The following is a 20,226-nucleotide window of genomic DNA, read 5'->3' on the forward strand; positions in this document are numbered from 1 at the left end:
CATGAATGCCTTAGTAGTCAAAACCGAAGATAATCTCGAAACCTTACGCCACGATACCGCGCATCTTTTGGCCCAAGCCGTCAAGGAACTCTATCCAGACACGCAAGTGGCGATTGGTCCGGCCATCGAAAACGGCTTTTATTACGATTTTGCCTTTGCCGAACCGGTGTCAACCGATGCCTTGCCCCTCATCGAACAACGCATGCGCGACATCGTCGAGCGTGCCGACAGTATCACCCGCGAACAATGGAGCCGGGACCAGGCCATGGTCTTTTTCAGTCTGAGCAACGAACCTTTCAAAACGGAACTGATCGCCCGTATTCCCGAGCATGAACCGATTTCAATCTACCGCCAGGGGCAATTTACCGACCTGTGCCGTGGCCCGCACGGTGCGGATACCGGGCAAATAGGACTAGCCTTCAAGCTGCTCAAATTGACCGGTGCCTACTGGCAAGGCGATCACAAACAGCCCATGCTGCAGCGTATCTACGGCACGGTATGGCCGACACAAACCGAACTGGATAGCTATCTCAAACAATTGCAGGAAGCGGAATTACGCGACCATCGCCGTTTGGGCAAAGAGATGGACTTATTTCATTTCCAGGAACAGGCGCCTGGCTCGGTATTTTGGCATACCAAAGGCTGGCGTTTGTTTCAGCGTTTGATCGGCTATTTGCGCCAACGGCAGACGGCGGCGGGCTACCAGGAAATCAACACGCCGGATGTCATGGATATTGCTATGTGGGAAGCCTCCGGCCACTGGGAAAAATTCGGCGAACACATGTTTACCACCCAAACCCCGGATGAGCGGGTGTTTGCGCTGAAGCCGATGAACTGCCCAGGCGGTGTGCAGGTTTTCAAACAGGGTTTGCGTAGCTATCGGCAATTACCGTTGCGCTTGGCGGAGTTCGGCAAGGTGCATCGATACGAGCCGTCCGGTGCCTTGCACGGTCTGATGCGGGTGCGTTCCTTCACCCAGGACGATGCGCATATCTTTTGCAGCGAGCAGCAGATTACTCAAGAAAGCCTGAACATCTGCGAACTAATTTTAAGCATCTATCGCGACTTCGGTTTTCATGACATCCGCATCAAATTTTCCGATCGTCCACCACAACGGGTCGGTAGCGATACGGTTTGGGATCAGGCTGAACAGGCCTTGATTCAAGCCATGCAAACCAGTGGTCTGCCGTATACGCATAATCCCGGCGAAGGGGCGTTTTACGGGCCGAAGCTGGAATTCGTGCTACGCGATGCGGTGGGGCGCGACTGGCAATGCGGCACGCTGCAAGTCGATTTAAATTTGCCAGGTCGCTTGGGAGCCAGCTATATCGACGCAGATGGTAACAAGCAAACCCCGGTGATGTTGCATCGGGCCTTGTTCGGTTCTCTGGAGCGTTTTACCGGCATCTTGCTGGAGCATTATGCCGGTTGGCTGCCGTTCTGGCTGGCTCCGCTGCAAGTCGTGGTCGCGCCCATCAGCGAACAAACCGAAGCCTATGCGCTGGAGGTTGCCGAGCAATTTCACAGCGTCGGATTGACGGTGGAAAGTGATTTACGCAACGAAAAAATCGGCTACAAGGTGCGCGAACACAGTTTGGCCAAAGTGCCGCTGTTGATCGTGGTCGGTCAGCGGGAAATGCAAGACGGCCAAGTCACACTGCGCTGGCTGCACGGCGGGCATCAACAAAACTTGCCGCTAGCGCAAGCCGTGACCGAACTGGCCGAGCAAAACCGTTTCCCTTCATGCCTATCCACTGATAGAACAGGACAAGTTGAAAACCCATGACCCTCTCTGAACAAACGCCGACGACTTACGGCCTTTATACTCTAAAAGTAAACGCCCAATTTTGCTCCGCGCATGCCTTGCGCGATTATCCCGGCGATTGCCGCCGTCTGCATGGGCATAACTGGAAAGTCGAAACCGAGGTAGAAGCCAGGGTGCTTGATGATATCGGTATCGCCATCGATTTCAAAGCCATCAAGGCTGCGACCCGGCAACTGGCGGATAGCCTGGATCACCAGTTTTTGAACGACATCGAACCCTTCGACCGCATCAACCCCAGCGCCGAAAACCTAGCTGCCTGGTTTTACCGCCAATTATCGATCACCCTGAATAGCGCACATGTCAACGTCGCTGCCGTCACGCTATGGGAAACCGACAATGCCTGCGTCCGTTACAGCGAGGTCGCCGCATGAACTCCTGTAAAATCGAAGACATCCAAGACCGCGCCGACAGCCGCCGCATTGCCATCGACAAAGTCGGCATTAAGGACATCCTGCATCCGGTGCGGATTAAGGACAAGAGCTGTGGCGAACAACATACCGTGGCCCGCTTTGATATGTACGTGAATCTGCCGCATGCCTTCAAGGGCACTCACATGTCGCGCTTCGTCGAGATATTAAATAGCCATGACAGGGAGATCAGCATCGCTTCGTTCCCGGCCATGTTGCAAGAAATGCTGCAGCGGCTGGAAGCCGAATCCGGTTATATCGAAATGCGCTTTCCGTACTTCGTCGAGAAAGCCGCGCCGGTCAGCGGCGTGCGCAGTTTGCTGGATTATCAGGTCAGCTTCATCGGCGAAATCGACAGTACCGGCTGCCGGATCAAAGTCAAAATCGTGGCGCCGGTCACCAGCCTGTGCCCGTGTTCCAAGGAGATTTCCGAGCGCGGCGCCCATAATCAGCGGTCGCATGTGACGATCACCGTGTCGGCCAGTGAATTTATCTGGATTGAAGAACTGATCACGCTGGTGGAGTCTGAAGCCTCATCGCCGATCTACGGCCTGCTGAAACGCCCTGATGAAAAATATGTAACTGAATATGCCTACGATCACCCTAAGTTCGTCGAAGACATGGTCCGCGATGTCGCGGCTCGACTGGAGGCTGAGTCTCGTATTGCCGCCTATTGCGTGGAATCGGAGAACTTCGACTCGATACATAACCACTCGGCTTATGCGCTAATCGAGCGCCGCAAGCCGCAACCCTAACCACGGAGAATCCATGCAAACCGATTTAAAACTCAATTACCCGGTACCCGTTACGATACTGACCGGCTTTCTCGGTGCAGGTAAAACCACGTTACTGAACCGCATTCTGACCGAACATCACGGCCAACGCATTGCCGTGATCGAGAACGAATTCGGTGAAACCGGCATCGACAACGAACTGCTAGTGCAGGCCGACGAGCAAATCGTAACGATGAATAATGGTTGCATTTGCTGTTCGGTACGGGGCGATCTGGTGCGTATCCTTGGAGAATTGTCCGAACGGCGCGAAAATGGCCACATTGACTTCGAACGGGTCGTCATCGAAACCACCGGCCTGGCCGATCCGGCGCCGGTGGCGCAGACTTTTTTCATCGAGCAGGACATTTCCGAAAACTACAAACTGGATGCCATTGTCACCGTGGTCGATGCGGCCCATGGCCACCGGCAGTTGGAACAGCATCACGAGGCGCAGGAACAAGTCGGCTTTGCCGACCGCATTCTGCTATCCAAAACCGATCTGGTTGAAGCGGAAATCGTTGCCGACCTGGAAAGCCGACTGCGGGCGATGAACCCCAGAGCACCGATCAAACGGGTGCATTTCGGCGAAACCGAGTTGCACGATATTCTCGACATCGACGGTTTCAATCTCGACGACATTTTGAAAATCGAACCGGATTTTCTGGACGACGTCAGCCATGAACACGAAGACGACATAGGTTCGTTCGTGTTCCGTACCGAGCGGGAACTCGACGCGGCACGCATACTGGCCTTTTTAGACATTATGGTCCGCGATTATGGTAACGACCTATTGCGCTATAAAGGCATTTTGAACATCGCCGGCTGCGACAAGAAAGTGATCTACCAGGGTGTACATATGCTGCTGACGGAAACCTTCGGCAACCCCTGGCAAGCGGGCGAAAGCAAGGTATCCAACCTGGTATTCATCGGCCGCAATTTGCCCAAACAGGATATGCTGGAGGCGCTGAATTCTTGCCAGGTCGCGGCTTAATGTTGTGTAGCCTCTAAAAGCAAAACTATCCAAGCCTTGGTAAACTGTTTCAGAGATCAGCAAGTGTGCTCCGAAACCCTGTTTGCAACTTTATGGAATTAGCCAAAATCCCCGTCACCATCATCACCGGCTTTCTCGGCAGCGGCAAGACCACGTTGCTGAACCTTTTTTTGGCGGACGGGGTGAAAACGGCGGTGGTGATCAACGAGTTCGGCGCTACGCCAATCGATCAGGATTTGCTGCAAGCTCAGGACATACCGCTGACCATGCTGGCCGGCGGCTGTCTGTGCTGCCAGATCAAGGGCGCATTGGCGCCAACCTTGAAGAATCTGTGGATGACCTGGAATAGCGCGGCGGTAAAGCCGTTCGAACGCATCATCATCGAAACCAGCGGAGTCGCCAGCCCCGAACCGATACTGGATACCTTGTTGCGCGAGCGTTGGCTGTCGGCGCGTTACCGGCTGCGGCAGGTGATCGCCACGCTGGCGATTCCGGCCGCCGCCGCTCAACTGAATAACTTCGCCGAAGCACGCGCCCAGGTAAGCTGGGCGGACGTATTGCTGTTGACGCATGCCGATTTGGCGAATGCCGAGCAAACCGCCCAAGTCAACGCGCTGCTACAAGCCATCGCCCCGGCCACGCCTAGACTGCGGTCGACCGAAATCGGCATGCTATCGGACATCGCGGCGCCCAAATTCCGCCAGTTACCGGATGGCGCCGGATTGCCGGCACACGGTTTTCACAGCTTATCGCTCTATCTTGATCAAACCCCACCCTGGCCTGAGCTGCAAGGCATTCTGCAAGACTTGCTGGCTCGGCATGCGGCCGAGCTGGTTCGGATCAAGGGCGTGGTATACCCAACCGATCAAGCTCTGCCTATAGCCATCCATGCCGCCGCCGGCCATCTCTACCCACCAGCGCCGCTACCGTCCCGCATCGCGGATGACGGGCGAAGCAGATTGGTTTTCATCGCCAGCTCCGGCATCGAATCATTAGCCCACGAGTTGACCGATACACTGGGATCAATGTTAGGAAAAAATGCCCTCCGGCTGCATTGATGATCGGGCTATCGGATTATTACCGGGATAATCACGCATCTGAAGATGCCGGTAGCAATAAGCAATCGGCGGCAACAACTTCTGGTAGGAGGGGCTTTAGCCGCGACCGGTAGTTTCTCGTCTCAGCCCTTCTTCACCGGCAGTCATTTCCGGCCCACTCCTACATCTTGTCGCAGGGGGTGTTGCCTCCAGGATCAGGAATTTTCAACAACAGCACCCGGTCATCGCCGCGCGGATCGGCATCACCGTCGTCGATTGGCGTGGTGATGATACCGTTGGGGCCGGCGGAAACCAAACGGGCCTGATCCGGATAATAGCCGGCCGAGTATTCGGTGCCGGTTCCGTCCGGATCGTAGTACGGAATCTGCAACACGATGGGGCGATGCCAGGCATCCGGGACTTGGAAGCCGGCAGTGCTTGTGATGGCGGCATGCACTTTGCCGGCGGGGTTGCCGCTCGCATCGAAGACGTCGATAAAACTCGCGTCGAGTCCACCGGGCGCCGATTCGCCGCCTTGCAAATAGGGGCCACGCCAGCCGATAGCGGTGGATGGTTTGTAAACGCCCCAGCCAGCCGGCTTTTCGAACAAGTAGCGCAAATTGTAGTCGGTGCTCGCCGGTTGATTGCGCGGCATCTGGCCTAGAAGGTCGTCGTAATAACCAGGCCCGCCGCCGCCCACGATCGCTTCCTTGACCGCCAGCATTGTGGCGTCGGTGGCTTGGCACGCGGCCATCTGTCCGGTGCCGGCCACATAAGGCAGCGCCAAACCGCCGAGCGCGATCATAATCAACAGCACCACGGCCAATTCCAGCAAGGTCAAACCTTGCTGTCTGATTTTGTTATCCATCATCCCATTACCTCGTCGGAAGCTGTGTATGCGGGGACTTTTAGCGGCGAATGAAAAGGCCAAGCGCAATACGGCTTACCAATTAATGACCGGCAAGGTGGCATGGGGATGAAAATCGACCTGGATTGGAGCTTTCCGGTCGGCCGGGTAATAACTAGTGCTGGTTTTGCAGGATGTAGCGTCGAATTGATAAATGCCTATGGCAAGCGACCCGATGGGGACGAAAGCCTTCGGTACGGCTCCGGCCGAACTCTGCGAATCTCTGAAGTCGTTAAACCTGATGGTTTGGAAACTGCCGTCGGCGGTAATGGTTTTTGCATCAAAACTTATCGCGCTGGCGTCATTACTTAAATCCTCGTCGCTGACTAACACGCCTATAGTCGAATTGGATGTCCGGTAAAAAATCTTCATGCAAATTTTTTCCGGCGAGGGACCAGAGGCACCAAGCGTTTTTTTGAAAATGACACTAATTCCCGAGCGAATGTCGACCAACCAATCGCTTTTATCGATCAACGGCGTTGGGAAATAATCGGGAGGCGTGTTGTCGTCCGCGAACCGGTTGGGCGGGTAATCGTCGATGTAATCGTTGGTCGGCAAAGCATTGGCGATTTGGTCTCGCCCCAAACTCTGCACAACCAGCCGGACAAAACCATCGGGATCGCTCTGATCGTCGGCGGGATTCGCGTTGCCCAGTTTGTCTTGATTCAGCCCCGATTCGAAACGCCAGCCGTAATTGCCGTCGTTGGAGGCTGAACCCCAGCCATCCGAAAACGCGTCGTCGTCCGCCGGATTATTGGCGACGGACAAATAAGGTCCGTTCCAGCCGTAATGCATTCCAGTATCGTCGTCGAGTTGCGAAACCGGATCGTTATTCCAGGCGCTGGCGGTCCAGCTGCCGGGAGTCGGTAAACCCAAACAAGCCGCTTGACTTACGTCGCCGGCATCGTCGCTACAATCGCCGGAGCGTTGCAGCAATTCCCGCAGACTATTCGGCAACCTCCCCATATCCGCGACAAAGCCGCTAATCGCCTGTTGGCCGTTGACGATTTGCCTGGGGTTGCCGAGGATGGCTTGCTTGATCATTTCCAGCCTTTCCTTGGTTTGCTCATATCTCACCTGAAAACCCAATTCGCTGGTTTCCCGCACCGCAACGCTGGCGATCAGCGTGATCAATAGCAGCACCACGGTCAGTTCGACCAGGGAGAAGCCTTGGCAGAATACCGGTGTCGGAAAGCTCCGCGCGTTGATGGCCGTGCCGCCGCAACCGGCTGTTGTCCTTGTGGGGGGGGCTTTAGCCGCGACTGAAAACCATCTGGTCGCGGCTAAAGCCCCTCCCACCCGTTTTCTATGGCGGTTAAAACACATATTCCACCCCCAGATTCAAGCCGTAAGACTGCCACTTGGCTTCGTTCAATGGCATCTCGGCGCTACTGCCGTCGCTGAAAAACATTCTGTCGGTGCCGTTGTCGTTAGCTAGCCAGTTTTGGTATTCGGCGGATAGGCGGAGCACCCAATCGGGCGTCAGGCGGTAACGGGCAATCGCGCTAGCGACGATGCCTTCGCCATCGGCGGTATGCTTGAAACTAATGGGCTGCTGCAAATCGTCGCGCAGATTCCAGTGTCCGGTGCCTTCGTAATATGTCCAGTGATATTCAACATTGGCATCGAGTGAAAAACGTTCGCCCGTGGCAAACCGGGTGGTCAAGCCCAGGAAAGGCCCCAGCCAATTGGTTTCGTAACTACTATCCAGGCCGTTGAAACTGCCGAAAGCCGGGATGGTTTGGTAGCCATCGCTGATGCCGAATTTCTGATTGTGAAAAGAAAATCCCGCCTTGGGAGTAATCCATCCATGAGGGAAGGTTTTGCCCCGTCCCACATTGAAGTTGTAACCGAGCGATGCCGACAGATCGACCAAATGCCCGTCATCTGAATTGTTGTTGGAACGCGAAAATTCGCCCTGGCGATCGTTGAAAAAGTAATCCGAATCCTGGTTATTACCGTCGGTTGGCTGGCCGTAGCTGACTTTGCCCTCTATGTACCAATTGTCGGAAAAGCTGATATCTGTTCCTGCCGTGATGACTGCACTTTCCACATCGTTCCATTGTAGTTCCGACAGCACGTTCGGCGTACCGCCCGGCGCGGCCTTGTTCCATTTCAGCTCGTCATGGCGATAGCCAGCTTCGACATATGATTTAACTTCTATTTCGGACTCGTGGGCATCGCTTTCCGGATATTTCTCCCGTGCCGGCATCTGCCCGTTTGCCGAATCGCCGAGCCTGCGAGATTGCCCCGCCGAATCGGCTTGAATCGACGCCGCACCGCCATCGAACACCACCATTTTCAGATTTTTGGCGGTGCCGCCGCTCGCGGTGGTTGTCACCATCAGCTCCGCATCGTTATTTTGCTCGGGGAAAACATACATTTTCATTCCCTGCATGCTGTTACCCGCCATTACCGTTACAGGACAGAGCAAAACCAACCCGCTCGCTGCTAAAACACCCGCCGCACACCGTATAGTCCGGTTACCGAATTCCAAGTGTCTTGGCCGCGACATGCCGCAAAACTCCGGATTGTTCATCGTTTGGCCTGCGCCATGATTTCCTCGAAAGGCTGCGACGAAATCAGATACAGATAAGTGACGCTATTTTCGCCGTCCCTGCCGTCCAGAACTTCTGTCTCTATTGTCGACGCCAGCCAGCGGCCTTTCAGATGGCGGTAATCGACGGTGACTTTATCCGGCGAAACGTTGTGCAATTCTATGGCGGAGACATATACGCCGCCTTGGCGCCAACTTGCGATCGGCAATGCCGAAAGCCTTGCATCGTAGCTGAGATCAACTGGATCGAACTGTTTAATCGGCGCCGGAGATATTTTCGGTTCGACCTTGCGTTCCAGGCCGGACACGCGCACTGCTTCAGACGCGTAACGGGTCAAATCGATATAAACCTGCTGGTTGGCAGGAATGCTTTCCGGGACGCCTGGCGGCGCGCTGTTCTGCTGCGAAACCGGCGGCTGCGCGGGCGTTTTGTTGGAAAAGCGGCTGGAATCCCCCCGTCCCCGGTATTTATCGAATACATCTTGTTTGTCGTATTCCTTGTAGGGCTGTTCCAACACATAACCCTTGTGGCGTTGATCCGGATTGGAATAAATCCCCAGACTGCCGGCGTCCCGCGCATTGGGGTGCACGCTGTTTTCCCGTAACATCGCTTGACTGACCGGTTCCGCTTCGGCCGGCGTCTCCATGATATGCGGCTTGATGATGATCACCAATTCCTTGCGCGAGCGCGATTGCGCATCTTCCCTGAAGAAAAAGCCCAGGCCGGGAATGTCACCGAGTATTGGCACTTTTTTCTCGTTGTTGCCGGCCGCTTCCTCGATCAAACCGCCGACCGCCACCGCCGTGGCATCCTTCGCAACGATGGTGCCGCTAAAGGTCCGTTCCTGCACCAAGTCGATATTGGCGTCCTGCAAGGTATCGCCGATCTGCACCGGAATCGTGCCCTTGCCGGCCGACAAGGTCGATTGTTCGACCAGAATCTGGACGCCGACGGTGCGGTCGGCATTGATGTTGGGCGTCAGCAGCAAGGTCGTGCCTATGGCGCGCACATCGGTTTCCGGCACCAGGATCGGCGTGGAGACCACGGTGCCGGCCACCGTGCCGGTGGTAGCAGTGGTGGCCGAGGCGGAATAGCCGCTGATGATGGGGCGCTCTTCGCCGACGAACACCCGGCTGACTTCCTGATTGGTGGTCAACAGCATCGGTGTCGCCAGTTCAGTGACCCGTCCCTCTTTTTCCGCCAATTGCAGGCGAGCCTCGAAGTTGTCGCTGACCACGGTGGCCAGCAGTGCAGGATCAAACACCGTGGCTGCGGCTCTGATGCCGCTATCCAACAATTCAGTTGCGCCTATGGATTTGGTGGCGTTCAATGTGGATGCGTTGAAGTCGCCCGATTTAATCTTGAAATCGAACAGCGAGTTGTAGCCGTCGGACAAGTCTATCGACAACACCTTGACTTCCATCAGCAGCATCGAACTTTCGGTGTCCAATTGCTTGTACAGACGGCGAATTTCGTCCATGGCATCCTGGTCGCGGCTGCGCACCAATACCCGGTTCTGATGCTTGATCACGCCGACGAAAATCGGCGCCTGATGCCGAATCGCCGTGCCGACCATGCCGCTGCTGTCGTCGGCATCACCAGCCATGAGGCCGTCGGCGGCGTTTTTGTCGTCCACCAGTTTACGCAGCATCTGCGTGCTGGCACGCAATTGCTCGTCCATCTCGATTTCGCGGTTGCTCAAACCGGATTGACCGCTGGCGTTGATGCCGACCCGATTACCCAGTATGCCTCCGCGCCCCGCGTTGATGTTGTTGGAAGAATTGCCGAATCCGCTTCGTCCGCCAAAGCTACCGCCGTTGGAGTCACCACGGCTACCACCTTGCCCGCTACCTCCGCCGCCCCTGCCCGACAATGTCGAACGGCCGTCTATCATGTTAAAGCGTTGAAAGCGTTGCGACAGATCGGTCATGATTTCGTTCTGATTGTTGCCATAACTCAGCAGCACCCGGCCGGAAAATAGATTCTGTATGGTCTCGGCCAGATCCAAGGCGTTTTTGGCGTTTTTCAGCGTGAAAATTTCGGTTTCTTCCTTCTTGAACTCGACCTGCTCCAGCCGGTATTCCTTGACCGTATAGATGCGCACGATGTTGGATTCGGGGTCGCGCTGATACCAGAGGTTGTAGGTTTTCGAAATCGCATCCAGCACTTCCATCGCCGTCACCCGCCGCAGAAACATGGTGACCGGAATCGATGCCGCCTCCTTGGAGGCAATGATGTTGAGATCGGATTGGTCGGACAACACTTTCAGCGCATCGCCGACCGTGACTTCGCGGAACTCTATCTGTTCGATCACGAAGTCGGCACGCGGCTTGGGAGCTGGCGCGGCCAGGGTTGAAACGCACGCCAGCAAGGCGCTAGCCATCAGCGTCGTCAATAAATAGTTTTTCAAGGCGGGTTTGTTCATTTAGCCGTGGTGTTTGCTTGTCATCGTGGTTGTTTCGGGTGTTAGCCTGCCCTACTCCAATATCATCTGCCTACCCATCGGCATTACGGTTACCGCCACATGATCCTTCTCGATCTTGTTGACTTGGATTTCGTAAATCGTGTTGTTGGCCATTACGGTAAACTTGCCGCCGGGTTTGACCATGTGAGTCTTGCCGGCAACCGTGATCATCGCCGTCTTGCTACCCTGATGGCGGATGGACTTAGCCGCCAATTGAATGTCGGGCAAGGCCTGTATCGGGCCGCCCTGCCCCGGTTTGCCGCTGATGCGGTTCAGCGCCTGGCTGAAGCTACCGGTCATCTGGGTCGGATCGCTGATACGGACTCCGCCCGCCGCAAGCGGGATGGGGTTGACGGATTGAACAGAGGCATCCGGCCGACTCAAGACCTGCCTGGCGTTATCGGCGGCAATAGCGGGATCGGGCAAAATTTCGGTCTGCAGGTTGATGTTGTCCGCTGTCAGCATTGGCGTTTGCGGGATGCCGAGGCCGACGTTAGCGGAGGGTTGTTGCCCGGCGCAGGGCGCGGCCGCGGCCAACAATGCCAACAATAACCCGGTAGCTTGCCATTTGGGAGCGGCTCTTTTGCCCATTGGACTATCAACCTCAATCAAGTCCTTCATAGGCGCCTAGTCTCGAAAGCCAGCAAAACCGCCCCTTGCCATGGCGTCGCGCAATCCAGCGTCCCAATCATTTCGGGCTGCCCCCGGCGGCCGAGAACATCGCCACCAGAAACGCCGCATAGACGAATCCGACCACGCCGCCGACGACTATGGTCATGACCGGCGCGATCATGCCGGTCAGGGCCTCGATACGTCTTTGCAGCAGTTGGTCGTGATACTCGGTCATTTCCAGCAAAATTTCATCCAGGGTGCCCGAGCTTTCGCCCACCCGCACCATTTGCAACATCAACGGCATGTAGCCGAATCCGGCTTCCAGCGGCTCGGTCAGCGAGGAACCTTGCAACACCCGTTCCCTGGCCAGCGCCACCCGGCTCCCCAAATACTTGTTGACGTGCAGTTTTTCCATGGTTTCCAGCGCATCGACGATCATCACCCCGCTACGCAACAGTAAACCCATGGCCCTGGAAAACAGCACCGTGCCGGACAACCTGAACACGTAGCCGAAAACCGGCATGCGTAACGCGGCCCGGTCCAGCCACCAACGGCTTTTGGGCCAGTGGTACAGCAACACAACCCCCGCCAAAACCGCGAGGCAACCGGTGGCCAGTAACGGCCCGTTAGCCAACAGCCAATCGGAGGTATCGATCAAGGCCTGGGTGATCGGCGGCATTTTTTTTCCCATCATCTTCAACAGTTTTTTGATTTCAGGCACCAGACTGGTCAGCATGAATACCACGATGCCCACCGCCATCAACAAGGTAAAAGCCGGATAACGCAATGCCGTCAAAATGGTTTGCTTCAATTTGCGGCTGGCCTTGATTTCGATCGCGGCCTGATCGATCACAGTGCTCAAATAACCGGTCTGCTCGCCGACTCGAACCAGTTGTATGGTGAACTCGCTGAATATCTTGTGCTCGGCCAATGCCTCGTGAAACGACGAACCTTGCTGAATCCGCCGCGCCAGCCGGCGCCAGGTTTTTCGCGCGCCGATCCGGGAGTGGCGCGCTGTCAGGTTCAACGCATCCAACAGGCTGATACCGCTACGCAGCATCACCGCCAGCTGGTGAAATTCATGTTCGAGGTCCTCGCTGTTGATGGACAGGTAATCCAGTGGATTCAGGCTGACCGCGAAACCGTCCTCGTCGGACTTGGCTTTCAGCTCGACGATGTTCAACGGCAGCAAACCCTGGGCGCGCAAAGCGGCAATCGCCGCTTCGCGCGAAGGGCTTTCAATCGTGTCGTTGCGTTGTTGCCCGCTACGGTCGCGGGCGCTGTAGCTAAAAATCGGCATGACTGACTACTGGCTTATACGACTCTTGGAGGGGCTTCAGCCCCGCTGTAAGCCTTCGATCGGGGCTGAAGCCCCTCCCACCACGGTTTGACCAATCAGCACAACCCACGGACATAGCGCTTACCATGACGATGCAATCTGAATCACTTCCGACAGCGCGGTTTCCCCGCTCAGCAGCTTGTCCACCGCATCGTCAATCAGGCTTTTGACGCCGGCTTCGCGCATGCTCTTCACCAAATGAATTTCACCCTCGCCCTGGGTGATGCCGCGCGCCCACTCCTCGTTCAGTTCCAGCATTTCATACAACCCGATACGGCCGGAAAAACCCTTGCCACCGCAGTAAATGCAGCCGCACGGGTCGTGAATGGTCTTATGGCCTAAATCCGGACGGCCGATACTAATGGCTTCCAATTCGGTCATCGGTCTAGGGATGCGGCAGTGCCTGCACAACCGGCGCAACAAGCGTTGCGCCACCGCCAGCCGCAGGGCCGCGGCCACCAGATACGGTTCCACGCCCATGTCCAACAAGCGGGTCACGGTCGCCGCCGCCGAATTGGTATGCAAGGTGCCCAACACCATGTGTCCGGTCAGAGCCGCCTTGATGGCGATGTCGGCGGTTTCCCTGTCGCGAATCTCGCCTATCATCACCACGTCCGGGTCGTGGCGCAGGATGCTGCGCAAGGCCTTGGCGAAATTCAGGCGGTTGCCGTCGTCGACTTCGCACTGCGCCACGCCGGCGATTTCATATTCGATCGGATCCTCGATGGTGATGACGTTGACGCTACGCTCGGCCAGCAGCATTCGGATCGCCGCATAAAGCGTGGTGGTCTTGCCGCTGCCGGTCGGCCCGGTCATGATCATCATGCCCTGGGTGCGCAGCAAAAAGCGCTCTATCCTGTGCTTTTGCTCGGGCTCGAAACCCAACCGATCCAGCGTCAGCGAATCGGTCCGCACCGCCAACAAACGCATGGTCAGACGTTCGCCGTACTTGGTCGGCAACGTCGCCACCCTGACATCGGTGCGCCGCCCGCCACTCTCGAATTGATGCGAAAAGCGGCCGTCCTGCGGCGAGCGTTTTTCGGCGATGTCCAGCCCGGCCATCACCTTCAAGCGGCTGACCAGCTCGGTATAGACATGGGTGTTGATACTGTTATAGGTTTCAAGCATGCCGTCGGTGCGAAAGCGGATCAGCGCGCCTTCGTAATTAGGGTCGATATGTATATCGGACGCCTGGCGCATATAAGCGGCGTACAGCAAATCGTCGCCCAGATTGACGGCGCCATGCCGGTTGCCGTCGCCCGCCACCGCGCTGGGCAAAGCCCGCATGCCGCCGGGCTGATTGGCATAGACCTGCTTGAGCCTGCGCTCCAGCTGCGCTTCGTCGGTTTGCCAGAAACGCAACTTGGCCTTGATGAAGCGCTCCAGCAGCTTGACCGAGGCGTGATTCATCGGCGCGGCGCAAGCCACATGCATCACATCGTTTTCCATCAGAAACGGCAAGGCCTTCTGCCGCATCGCGATATTGCCGGGCAGCTTGGCGATGCAGGCCGGACAAACCCGCACCTCGTCCAAATTCAAGCTATGGCTATCGGGAACGAAACCGACGTGATCGATATATTCGACGCCGAAGCGGGTCTCGCCGGCTTGTTGGCTTATCCAGCGGACCCGCGCCTTGCGGGTAAAGCGTTGCTGTCGTGACTCGATACTGATGGTCAGGATCAGATCCTTATCCAGCCTTTGAACAGCGCCATTCGCCAACAAGCCGGCGCCGCCGGAAGAGCTGTCTTCCACCTCGAGCTGAGTCAACACCATGCTGTCGCCACCGAACACGGTGGCCCGCCAGCCGGATACGAGCCGACGCTCGCCGTTGCGCTGATCCTCGATTTTCTGGTTTACCGGTAATACATTCATGCTTGGTCGTAAAAGTAAATCCGGGGCAAGAGCGACTCTGGTGTTAAGGCGATTTTTGAGAACGTTTGTACCCATTGTCGATGCCAAATATGGCGTTCGCCGAGCGGACTTGTGCTGAGCGAAGCCAAAGTAGCCGAAGCGAACGGTTGACTTCGACTCCGCTCAGTCAACGTCAAATCACTTGGCTCAGTCAACGTTAAATTACTTGTCTCAGGTAATGAAAAGTGGCTTGGATTGGGTACATTTATTGCCATAAATCGTCTAAATCCATAAATCCAGGGTCCAGGCTTTCATACCGATATATTGGGCCTCGTTGTTGTTATCGACATTTTTCATGCTCAGAAACACCGGCAACGCCTTGATCCGGCCCTGCCCCAATTCATCCAGCATTTCATAAACATCGGCATAATGGCCGATGAAATTGAATCGATGCGTATGCACGGTATCGGTTTTCTTCAACATCTCGCTCAACCAGTTTTTCAGGTCGGCGAACGAGCGCGGCAGCTCGGCGACTTTTTTGTCGCCGAGATCGCGGTCATCGATGATTTGCAAGCGGTGGCGCTGCAGCAGTTGCGCCAGTTTGTCGATGCTGTCGTTGAGGTCGGTCTGGCCATATAAAAAGCCGGCTTTCGCCGTCAAGCCGGCCTGAACCTCCTGATCGCGGCGTTTCAAGCCCAGCAGTTCATCCTGCAATTTCTGCTTCTTCCGGTTCAGCCCCGGAAGCGCATCCTCGTCCACCCCCTTTAATTTGATAGCCTTGTAGGCCTGTTCGGCCTGGTCCGATTTTGCAACCAGGGTATTGCTGACAAACACGAAATAAATCACCGTAATCACCAGTGCCGGCAGAAAACGCTTCAGCCAGCGCTCGCGTAATTTGTCGTCGCTGATCGCTTGATTGAATTCCTTGGCGATCATTTTTTAACCTCGCCAAAGCCGGCAATGCCCTGATCGCTCACTACCAACTTGAACGACCAAGGCCCCGGCTCGCCGTCGAATAGGGCCATGTTTTCCTTGGTGGCCGCGCCGACTCGCCAATTGCTCCCCACCAAGCGCTCTTGCAGATAAGCGGCTAACTGGTTGCTCAAATGCTGCTGCAAACTCACCCCACCCACCGTGACATCGTTCAGCTGGCTATCCATCGTTTCCACGATCAACCGTGGATGCCGGCCATCCGCCAGGGCCTTTAACAACAAAGCCGGGCGTTGCTGCAGGGTCTTGACCGTATTCGGGATCAGCTCGGCATCGGCGGCGGCTTTTTTCAGCTTGGCCTCCAGCCGGTCGCGCTGATCCGTGCTGGCCGTGATTTGTCCGCGCAAATCGGCCATGGCCTTATCCACTTGTGTCAGCCTGGCGGTTTCGCGTTCGAAATAAGCCTGGTGATAGACGAACCAGCCGGCATGCAGCCCGCACAGCAATATCGCGCCCAGGCCGGTGCCGGCCATCCAGGCCAGTTCCGGATCGATATTGGCGAGCGGTTGCAGCAGCGCCGCTTCCGCCGCCTGGCCGGCGATCAACACTTGCGCCCACAGCGCCAACCACTGTTCCAATTGGCCGGTCTCGCTTAGTACAAACTGGCTCCGGGTCGGCGGTAAAAATTCCACCCGGTTGTTCAGCAAGGTTTCGCTGGCCTCCACCTCGCCATGCTCGTGCAACCAGTGTTCCAGCTCGGCTTGCCAATGCGGATTATCGAAACCCAATACCAGTGCGGCCAAGCGCTCTTCGTTACGCTGCAAGGCCACCAATTGCGACGACCAGGCTTCGATCCGCAGCCACTCCTCGGCCTCCGGTTTATGCAAGGCCAACGGTAATCCGCCGGGATGCAGCAGGCCGGCCAGTTTGCAGTTGCGCCGTTTAACAGCATTTAACAAATCGTCCCAAGCCAGTTGCTCGATTTGCACCAGCCAGTAGTCCGACATGTCGTTTTCAGCCCGTAAAAACCGAAACGCCACCCGGCTCTCCAGCGAAGACACCCCGGTCAGACCCTCGGCTTCGAATTGCAGGGCCTGAGTCAGCGTGGCATCATCCATGCCCTTGACCTGCAGGGTCGGCAAGCTGAGCAGCAAGGCCGGCAGACGCAAAAACAACAACCAGACCTTGCGCCCCAGGCGCGGCGTGTTATCGGCGATTTTGCCGAAGGCCTTGCCCAGCTGGCCGCTGGATTTGCAGCCCTGCTCGATCACCTGTAGCGGCCCGCGCAAAATCCCATGCCGGTCGGCATCGACCCGGAAGGTTTTGATCTCGGTGATGAACAGCAGCGTGTGCGCCGGGCGCGGATTGAACTGGAGCAGTTTCAGCTTATGCTTCCTCAAATCAAAAAAATTTCGAGCGCCCTGCTGGAGAGGCTTTAGCCGCGACCAAAATCTTTAATCGCGGCTAAAGCCCCTCCTACCATGGATTTTTCCGGCGCTTCGCCGAACGTAAAAAGCCCCATCCTTGGGGCCGCCATCCTTGGCGTGGAGCATCCTGGGTGGTTCTAAGCCAAGCGCTCGTTAACCAACAGCGATTTCCTTGAATTAATCACCATCTTGAATGCTAGCGAAATGCGCTTGCTGGAAATCGGCTTGGGTTTTAAGGTCGGGAGCTAACGCGGCAATAAATTGCGCACGAGTACCTGCCGTTTTTGAAACTCTAAAAATGGCCAAGAAACGTGAGTATTTAGCGCTTGGATTTGCAGTGCTGAAATAAACCGGTGCTTCGCTGATGGTTTTGCCGCTCATTTGCGATTTTTGACCTACGCCCATGACGTAGAACTCGTTATCGTGGTCGGTCGCGGTCGCAGACAAATCGTCGGCGTCAACTTCCACGCCCAGCTTGTCGATCAATAAAGTTTGCAATTGCGCGTGTTTGATACAAGCAACTTTGGTGGTTCCACCTACAATCGGAGTTGCACCATTAGTGCCAGTACTACCGGTCACAACGCCATCGAAAGTAGCATTAAAGTCGTTCCCCGGTACGTTAGTAGCAGTCGCTTCAACCATTGGGAACAGACTGTCGATTTCAGCTGCTTGCAAGTTGGTCAACTGATCAGCGCTAATGGTGCAAACTTCTAAATTATCGGTAGCAGCCGTGCTGTCTGGCAACCAATCGCTAATCAAGTTACCGGTGGCACTGTTGTCAACCAAACTATCAAAACCATCGGGAAAAGCCATGTATTGCGCATCGAAACGGTGGATGGCTTTGCTGACTTCGGCCAATGAATCGGCGCTGCTGCTGTTTTGGGTTTTTTCGGTGAAGCCGCCGACATAGGGCAACAACAGACCGGCCAGGCCGATCAAAACCAGCAGCACGACGGTCAATTCGATCAACGTCATACCGCGCTGTTTGAACGCAATCTTTGAGTTATAATTTTTCACGGGGTTTCCTCGTTAAAGTGGTTGTAAGGATTCGCATTTTTTCAACACATACACGGATCGTCACATCCGTGGCGGGGAAACCCGCCCTGTATTGAAGGCGCACATTTTATGTGAGCGATGTCTCACATGTCGTTAGGAAGAAATCCCGAATTTTTTTACCCGCCGTTCCCGCTGATTTCGGGAATTGATGGAAACAGCTGATTTTCTTGCACTAATCGGCCGCGGTAGCCGTCAGCCTTAACTCACGATTTATCAGTTGCCGCATTCGCGCTGTAGGATCAACTCAGGATTCGGTAACAAACAACTTACCGGTTGGCCGCCCTTATCGGGCCATCATTTCGCCAAAAGCCCCAAATTAACCGCGATATGCGCCAGTTCGGTGGTAGTGTCTACCCGCAGTTTTTTCTTGATTTGGGTGGCGTAGTTGGCGACGGTTTTCTGGCCCAGACATAAATGATCGGAAATTTTAGGAATCGTCAGGCCCTTGGCCAGCAGTCTGAACACATCGAACTCGCGCGGCGAAAATGCATTGATGGCGGCCTGGTGATCGGTATACACCGATAGCGCCTCGTCCTGCCCCAGCAACCCCTGTTCGATATAATGCTGCCCTTGCATGATGGCCTCTATCGCCGGCAACAGAATGTCCGGCGCGGTGTTTTTGGTGATGTAGCCCCGCGCGCCGGCATCCAATGCGCGCCGTACGTACACCTGTTCCTGATAAACGCTGAACACCAGAACGCGGGCGTCCGCATCGCGCATGACGACACGGCGGATGGTTTCCAGACCGCCAATACCAGGCATGGATAAATCCATCACCACGACATCGGGTTTCAATTCCTGAAACAGCTTGATGGCCTGTTCGCCGCGCTCGGCCTCGCCTATCACTTCGACATGCCCCGTCACCGACAGCAACATGCGAAACCCGGCGCGCACCACGGCATGGTCGTCGACCAGTAGAATTTTAATGTTATGACTCATGGCATCGATAGCTGAAAAAATTGGCGTATTATCGGCCAGCCGCTTCCCCGATCATGGCGGGAAAAATTCTTTTTTCTCCAATGAAAAATTAAGGATCAGCCGCAGCTGCTATGTTTGCCGCTCTTTAATCCTAGGGAAGTTCCATGAATCGAATTGGCCGAATCTCAATCGGCGGACTCTTGCTGCTAAGCAACTTGGCGCAAGCGGAAACCTTGTTTATCACGCTGGAAAAAGATAATGCGCTGGCCGTGGTCGATCCGCTGGCCGGAAAATTGTTGAAAACCGTAGCGGTCGGTCAACGTCCGCGCGGGATAGCGATCAGTCCCGACGCCAAAAAGCTGTATGTCGCCACCAGCGACGACGACAGCATTCAAGTGGTCGACGCGGAAAGTCTTAAAGTCATCGGCAAGCTGCCGTCCGGCCAAGATCCGGAAACCTTCGCGCTCAGTCCCGCCGGCGAGGCGTTGTATGTGTCGAACGAGGACGACAGCATGGTAACGGCTATCGATTTGAATCAGGGCAAAGCCATCAAGACAGTCGCGGTCGGCGTCGAACCGGAGGGAATTACCGTCAGCCCCGACGGCCAATGGCTGGTCAGCGCCACGGAAGCCACCAACATGCTGCACTGGATTGACCGTAAAACCTTAACGGTGGTCGATAACACCTTGGTCGATCCACGTCCGCGCGCGCTCGGTTTCAGCTCGGACAGCCGGCGGCTGTGGGTGACGTCCGAAATGGCCGGCAGCGTCACGGTACTGGATACGGAAAGCCGTCAAATTATCAAAAACATCAAATTCGAAATTGCCGGCGTCAGTCAGGAAGCGATCCAGCCGGTCGGCGTGGTGATCGACCAAGCCGGACAAAAGGCTTATGTCGCGTTGGGCCCCGCCAATCGGGTGGCGATGATCAATGCCCAAACATTCGAGGTGGAAATGTATTTTCTGGTCGGCCAACGGGTCTGGAATCTGGCCTTTTCACCCGATCAAAGCCGCTTATATACCACCAACGGCGTCAGTAACGACATTTCCATCATCGATCTGCAAAAACAGCAAGTCACCAAGTCGGTGGCGGTTGGGCGTTATCCGTGGGGCGTGGCGGTCAAGCCGTAGG

General features: G+C 55.8%; 17 protein-coding genes. 6 read left to right on the forward strand and 11 right to left on the reverse strand.

What is annotated here, in order from left to right:
* Position 1 precedes the first annotated feature (1 nt).
* From thrS to IVG45_RS11295, 5 genes are all read left to right on the forward strand, one after another.
* The gene (thrS, locus tag IVG45_RS11275) at positions 2–1,786 is read left to right on the forward strand and encodes a threonine--tRNA ligase (protein ID WP_196433948.1); all 1,785 of its coding nucleotides are present in this window, start codon (positions 2–4) and stop codon (positions 1,784–1,786) included.
* Positions 1,783–2,196 carry a 6-carboxytetrahydropterin synthase QueD gene (queD, locus tag IVG45_RS11280; protein WP_196433949.1) on the forward strand — a complete coding sequence of 138 codons (414 nt, stop codon included), beginning with the start codon at positions 1,783–1,785 and terminating at the stop codon, positions 2,194–2,196. The genes thrS and queD overlap by 4 nt, the downstream gene beginning before the upstream one ends.
* Positions 2,193–2,987 carry a GTP cyclohydrolase FolE2 gene (gene folE2 / locus IVG45_RS11285; protein ID WP_196433950.1) on the forward strand — a complete coding sequence of 265 codons (795 nt, stop codon included), beginning with the start codon at positions 2,193–2,195 and terminating at the stop codon, positions 2,985–2,987. Before queD ends, folE2 begins: the two co-directional genes overlap by 4 nt.
* Positions 2,988–3,000: 13 nt before the next feature.
* Positions 3,001–3,996, forward strand: a complete 996-nt coding sequence (locus tag IVG45_RS11290) for a CobW family GTP-binding protein (protein WP_196433951.1) — start codon at positions 3,001–3,003, stop codon at positions 3,994–3,996.
* Positions 3,997–4,088: 92 nt separating this feature from the next.
* Positions 4,089–5,054, forward strand: a complete 966-nt coding sequence (locus IVG45_RS11295) for a CobW family GTP-binding protein (protein WP_196433952.1) — start codon at positions 4,089–4,091, stop codon at positions 5,052–5,054.
* A gap of 160 nt (positions 5,055–5,214) precedes the next feature.
* Here IVG45_RS11295 and IVG45_RS11300 read toward each other — a convergent pair whose 3' ends face one another.
* From IVG45_RS11300 to IVG45_RS11350, 11 genes are all read right to left on the reverse strand, one after another.
* Positions 5,215–5,904 (reverse strand): type II secretion system GspH family protein, encoded by a 690-nt coding sequence (locus IVG45_RS11300; protein ID WP_196433953.1) that lies wholly within the window; start codon positions 5,902–5,904, stop codon positions 5,215–5,217.
* Between the two features lie 72 nt (positions 5,905–5,976).
* Positions 5,977–7,266, reverse strand: coding sequence for a prepilin-type N-terminal cleavage/methylation domain-containing protein (locus IVG45_RS11305; protein WP_196433954.1), 1,290 nt, complete (start codon positions 7,264–7,266; stop codon positions 5,977–5,979).
* Positions 7,256–8,329, reverse strand: a complete 1,074-nt coding sequence (locus tag IVG45_RS11310; protein ID WP_196433955.1) for a hypothetical protein — start codon at positions 8,327–8,329, stop codon at positions 7,256–7,258. Before IVG45_RS11310 ends, IVG45_RS11305 begins: the two co-directional genes overlap by 11 nt.
* A gap of 146 nt (positions 8,330–8,475) precedes the next feature.
* Positions 8,476–10,923: a DUF3438 family protein gene (locus IVG45_RS11315; RefSeq protein ID WP_230874550.1), complete on the reverse strand. Its 2,448-nt coding sequence runs from the start codon at positions 10,921–10,923 to the stop codon at positions 8,476–8,478.
* Between the two features lie 51 nt (positions 10,924–10,974).
* The gene (locus IVG45_RS11320; RefSeq protein ID WP_196433956.1) at positions 10,975–11,583 is read right to left on the reverse strand and encodes a hypothetical protein; all 609 of its coding nucleotides are present in this window, start codon (positions 11,581–11,583) and stop codon (positions 10,975–10,977) included.
* Between the two features lie 67 nt (positions 11,584–11,650).
* Entirely contained in the window at positions 11,651–12,874 is a 1,224-nt protein-coding gene (locus tag IVG45_RS11325) for a type II secretion system F family protein (RefSeq protein WP_196433957.1), read from the reverse strand.
* 120 nt (positions 12,875–12,994) lie between these two features.
* Positions 12,995–14,785 (reverse strand): GspE/PulE family protein, encoded by a 1,791-nt coding sequence (locus IVG45_RS11330; protein WP_196433958.1) that lies wholly within the window; start codon positions 14,783–14,785, stop codon positions 12,995–12,997.
* Between the two features lie 261 nt (positions 14,786–15,046).
* Positions 15,047–15,700, reverse strand: coding sequence for a hypothetical protein (locus IVG45_RS11335; protein ID WP_196433959.1), 654 nt, complete (start codon positions 15,698–15,700; stop codon positions 15,047–15,049).
* Positions 15,697–17,094 carry a hypothetical protein gene (locus IVG45_RS11340; RefSeq protein WP_196433960.1) on the reverse strand — a complete coding sequence of 466 codons (1,398 nt, stop codon included), beginning with the start codon at positions 17,092–17,094 and terminating at the stop codon, positions 15,697–15,699. The genes IVG45_RS11335 and IVG45_RS11340 overlap by 4 nt, the downstream gene beginning before the upstream one ends.
* A gap of 204 nt (positions 17,095–17,298) precedes the next feature.
* The gene (locus IVG45_RS11345) at positions 17,299–18,060 is read right to left on the reverse strand and encodes a hypothetical protein (protein ID WP_196433961.1); all 762 of its coding nucleotides are present in this window, start codon (positions 18,058–18,060) and stop codon (positions 17,299–17,301) included.
* Between the two features lie 411 nt (positions 18,061–18,471).
* On the reverse strand, positions 18,472–19,116 hold the full coding sequence (locus IVG45_RS11350) for a response regulator (protein WP_196433962.1): 645 nt from the start codon (positions 19,114–19,116) through the stop codon (positions 18,472–18,474).
* Positions 19,117–19,259: 143 nt separating this feature from the next.
* Here IVG45_RS11350 and IVG45_RS11355 point away from each other — a divergent pair, with 143 nt between their 5' ends.
* Positions 19,260–20,225 carry a PQQ-dependent catabolism-associated beta-propeller protein gene (locus IVG45_RS11355; RefSeq protein WP_196433963.1) on the forward strand — a complete coding sequence of 322 codons (966 nt, stop codon included), beginning with the start codon at positions 19,260–19,262 and terminating at the stop codon, positions 20,223–20,225.
* Position 20,226 lies beyond the last annotated feature (1 nt).

Origin of the sequence: Methylomonas sp. LL1 (assembly GCF_015711015.1) — a bacterium.
Classification (GTDB): domain Bacteria; phylum Pseudomonadota; class Gammaproteobacteria; order Methylococcales; family Methylomonadaceae; genus Methylomonas.

Excerpts from the sequence above, each read along its gene's own strand:
- thrS (WP_196433948.1), top strand. The coding sequence starts at position 2 with ATGAATGCCTTAGTAGTCAAAACCGAAGATAATCTCGAAACCTTACGC.
- queD (WP_196433949.1), top strand. The coding sequence starts at position 1,783 with ATGACCCTCTCTGAACAAACGCCGACGACTTACGGCCTTTATACTCTA.
- folE2 (WP_196433950.1), top strand. The coding sequence starts at position 2,193 with ATGAACTCCTGTAAAATCGAAGACATCCAAGACCGCGCCGACAGCCGC.
- IVG45_RS11290 (WP_196433951.1), top strand. The coding sequence starts at position 3,001 with ATGCAAACCGATTTAAAACTCAATTACCCGGTACCCGTTACGATACTG.
- IVG45_RS11295 (WP_196433952.1), top strand. The coding sequence starts at position 4,089 with ATGGAATTAGCCAAAATCCCCGTCACCATCATCACCGGCTTTCTCGGC.
- IVG45_RS11300 (WP_196433953.1), bottom strand. The coding sequence starts at position 5,904 with ATGATGGATAACAAAATCAGACAGCAAGGTTTGACCTTGCTGGAATTG.
- IVG45_RS11305 (WP_196433954.1), bottom strand. The coding sequence starts at position 7,266 with ATGTGTTTTAACCGCCATAGAAAACGGGTGGGAGGGGCTTTAGCCGCG.
- IVG45_RS11310 (WP_196433955.1), bottom strand. The coding sequence starts at position 8,329 with ATGAAAATGTATGTTTTCCCCGAGCAAAATAACGATGCGGAGCTGATG.
- IVG45_RS11315 (WP_230874550.1), bottom strand. The coding sequence starts at position 10,923 with ATGAACAAACCCGCCTTGAAAAACTATTTATTGACGACGCTGATGGCT.
- IVG45_RS11320 (WP_196433956.1), bottom strand. The coding sequence starts at position 11,583 with ATGAAGGACTTGATTGAGGTTGATAGTCCAATGGGCAAAAGAGCCGCT.
- IVG45_RS11325 (WP_196433957.1), bottom strand. The coding sequence starts at position 12,874 with ATGCCGATTTTTAGCTACAGCGCCCGCGACCGTAGCGGGCAACAACGC.
- IVG45_RS11330 (WP_196433958.1), bottom strand. The coding sequence starts at position 14,785 with ATGAATGTATTACCGGTAAACCAGAAAATCGAGGATCAGCGCAACGGC.
- IVG45_RS11335 (WP_196433959.1), bottom strand. The coding sequence starts at position 15,700 with ATGATCGCCAAGGAATTCAATCAAGCGATCAGCGACGACAAATTACGC.
- IVG45_RS11350 (WP_196433962.1), bottom strand. The coding sequence starts at position 19,116 with ATGAGTCATAACATTAAAATTCTACTGGTCGACGACCATGCCGTGGTG.
- IVG45_RS11355 (WP_196433963.1), top strand. The coding sequence starts at position 19,260 with ATGAATCGAATTGGCCGAATCTCAATCGGCGGACTCTTGCTGCTAAGC.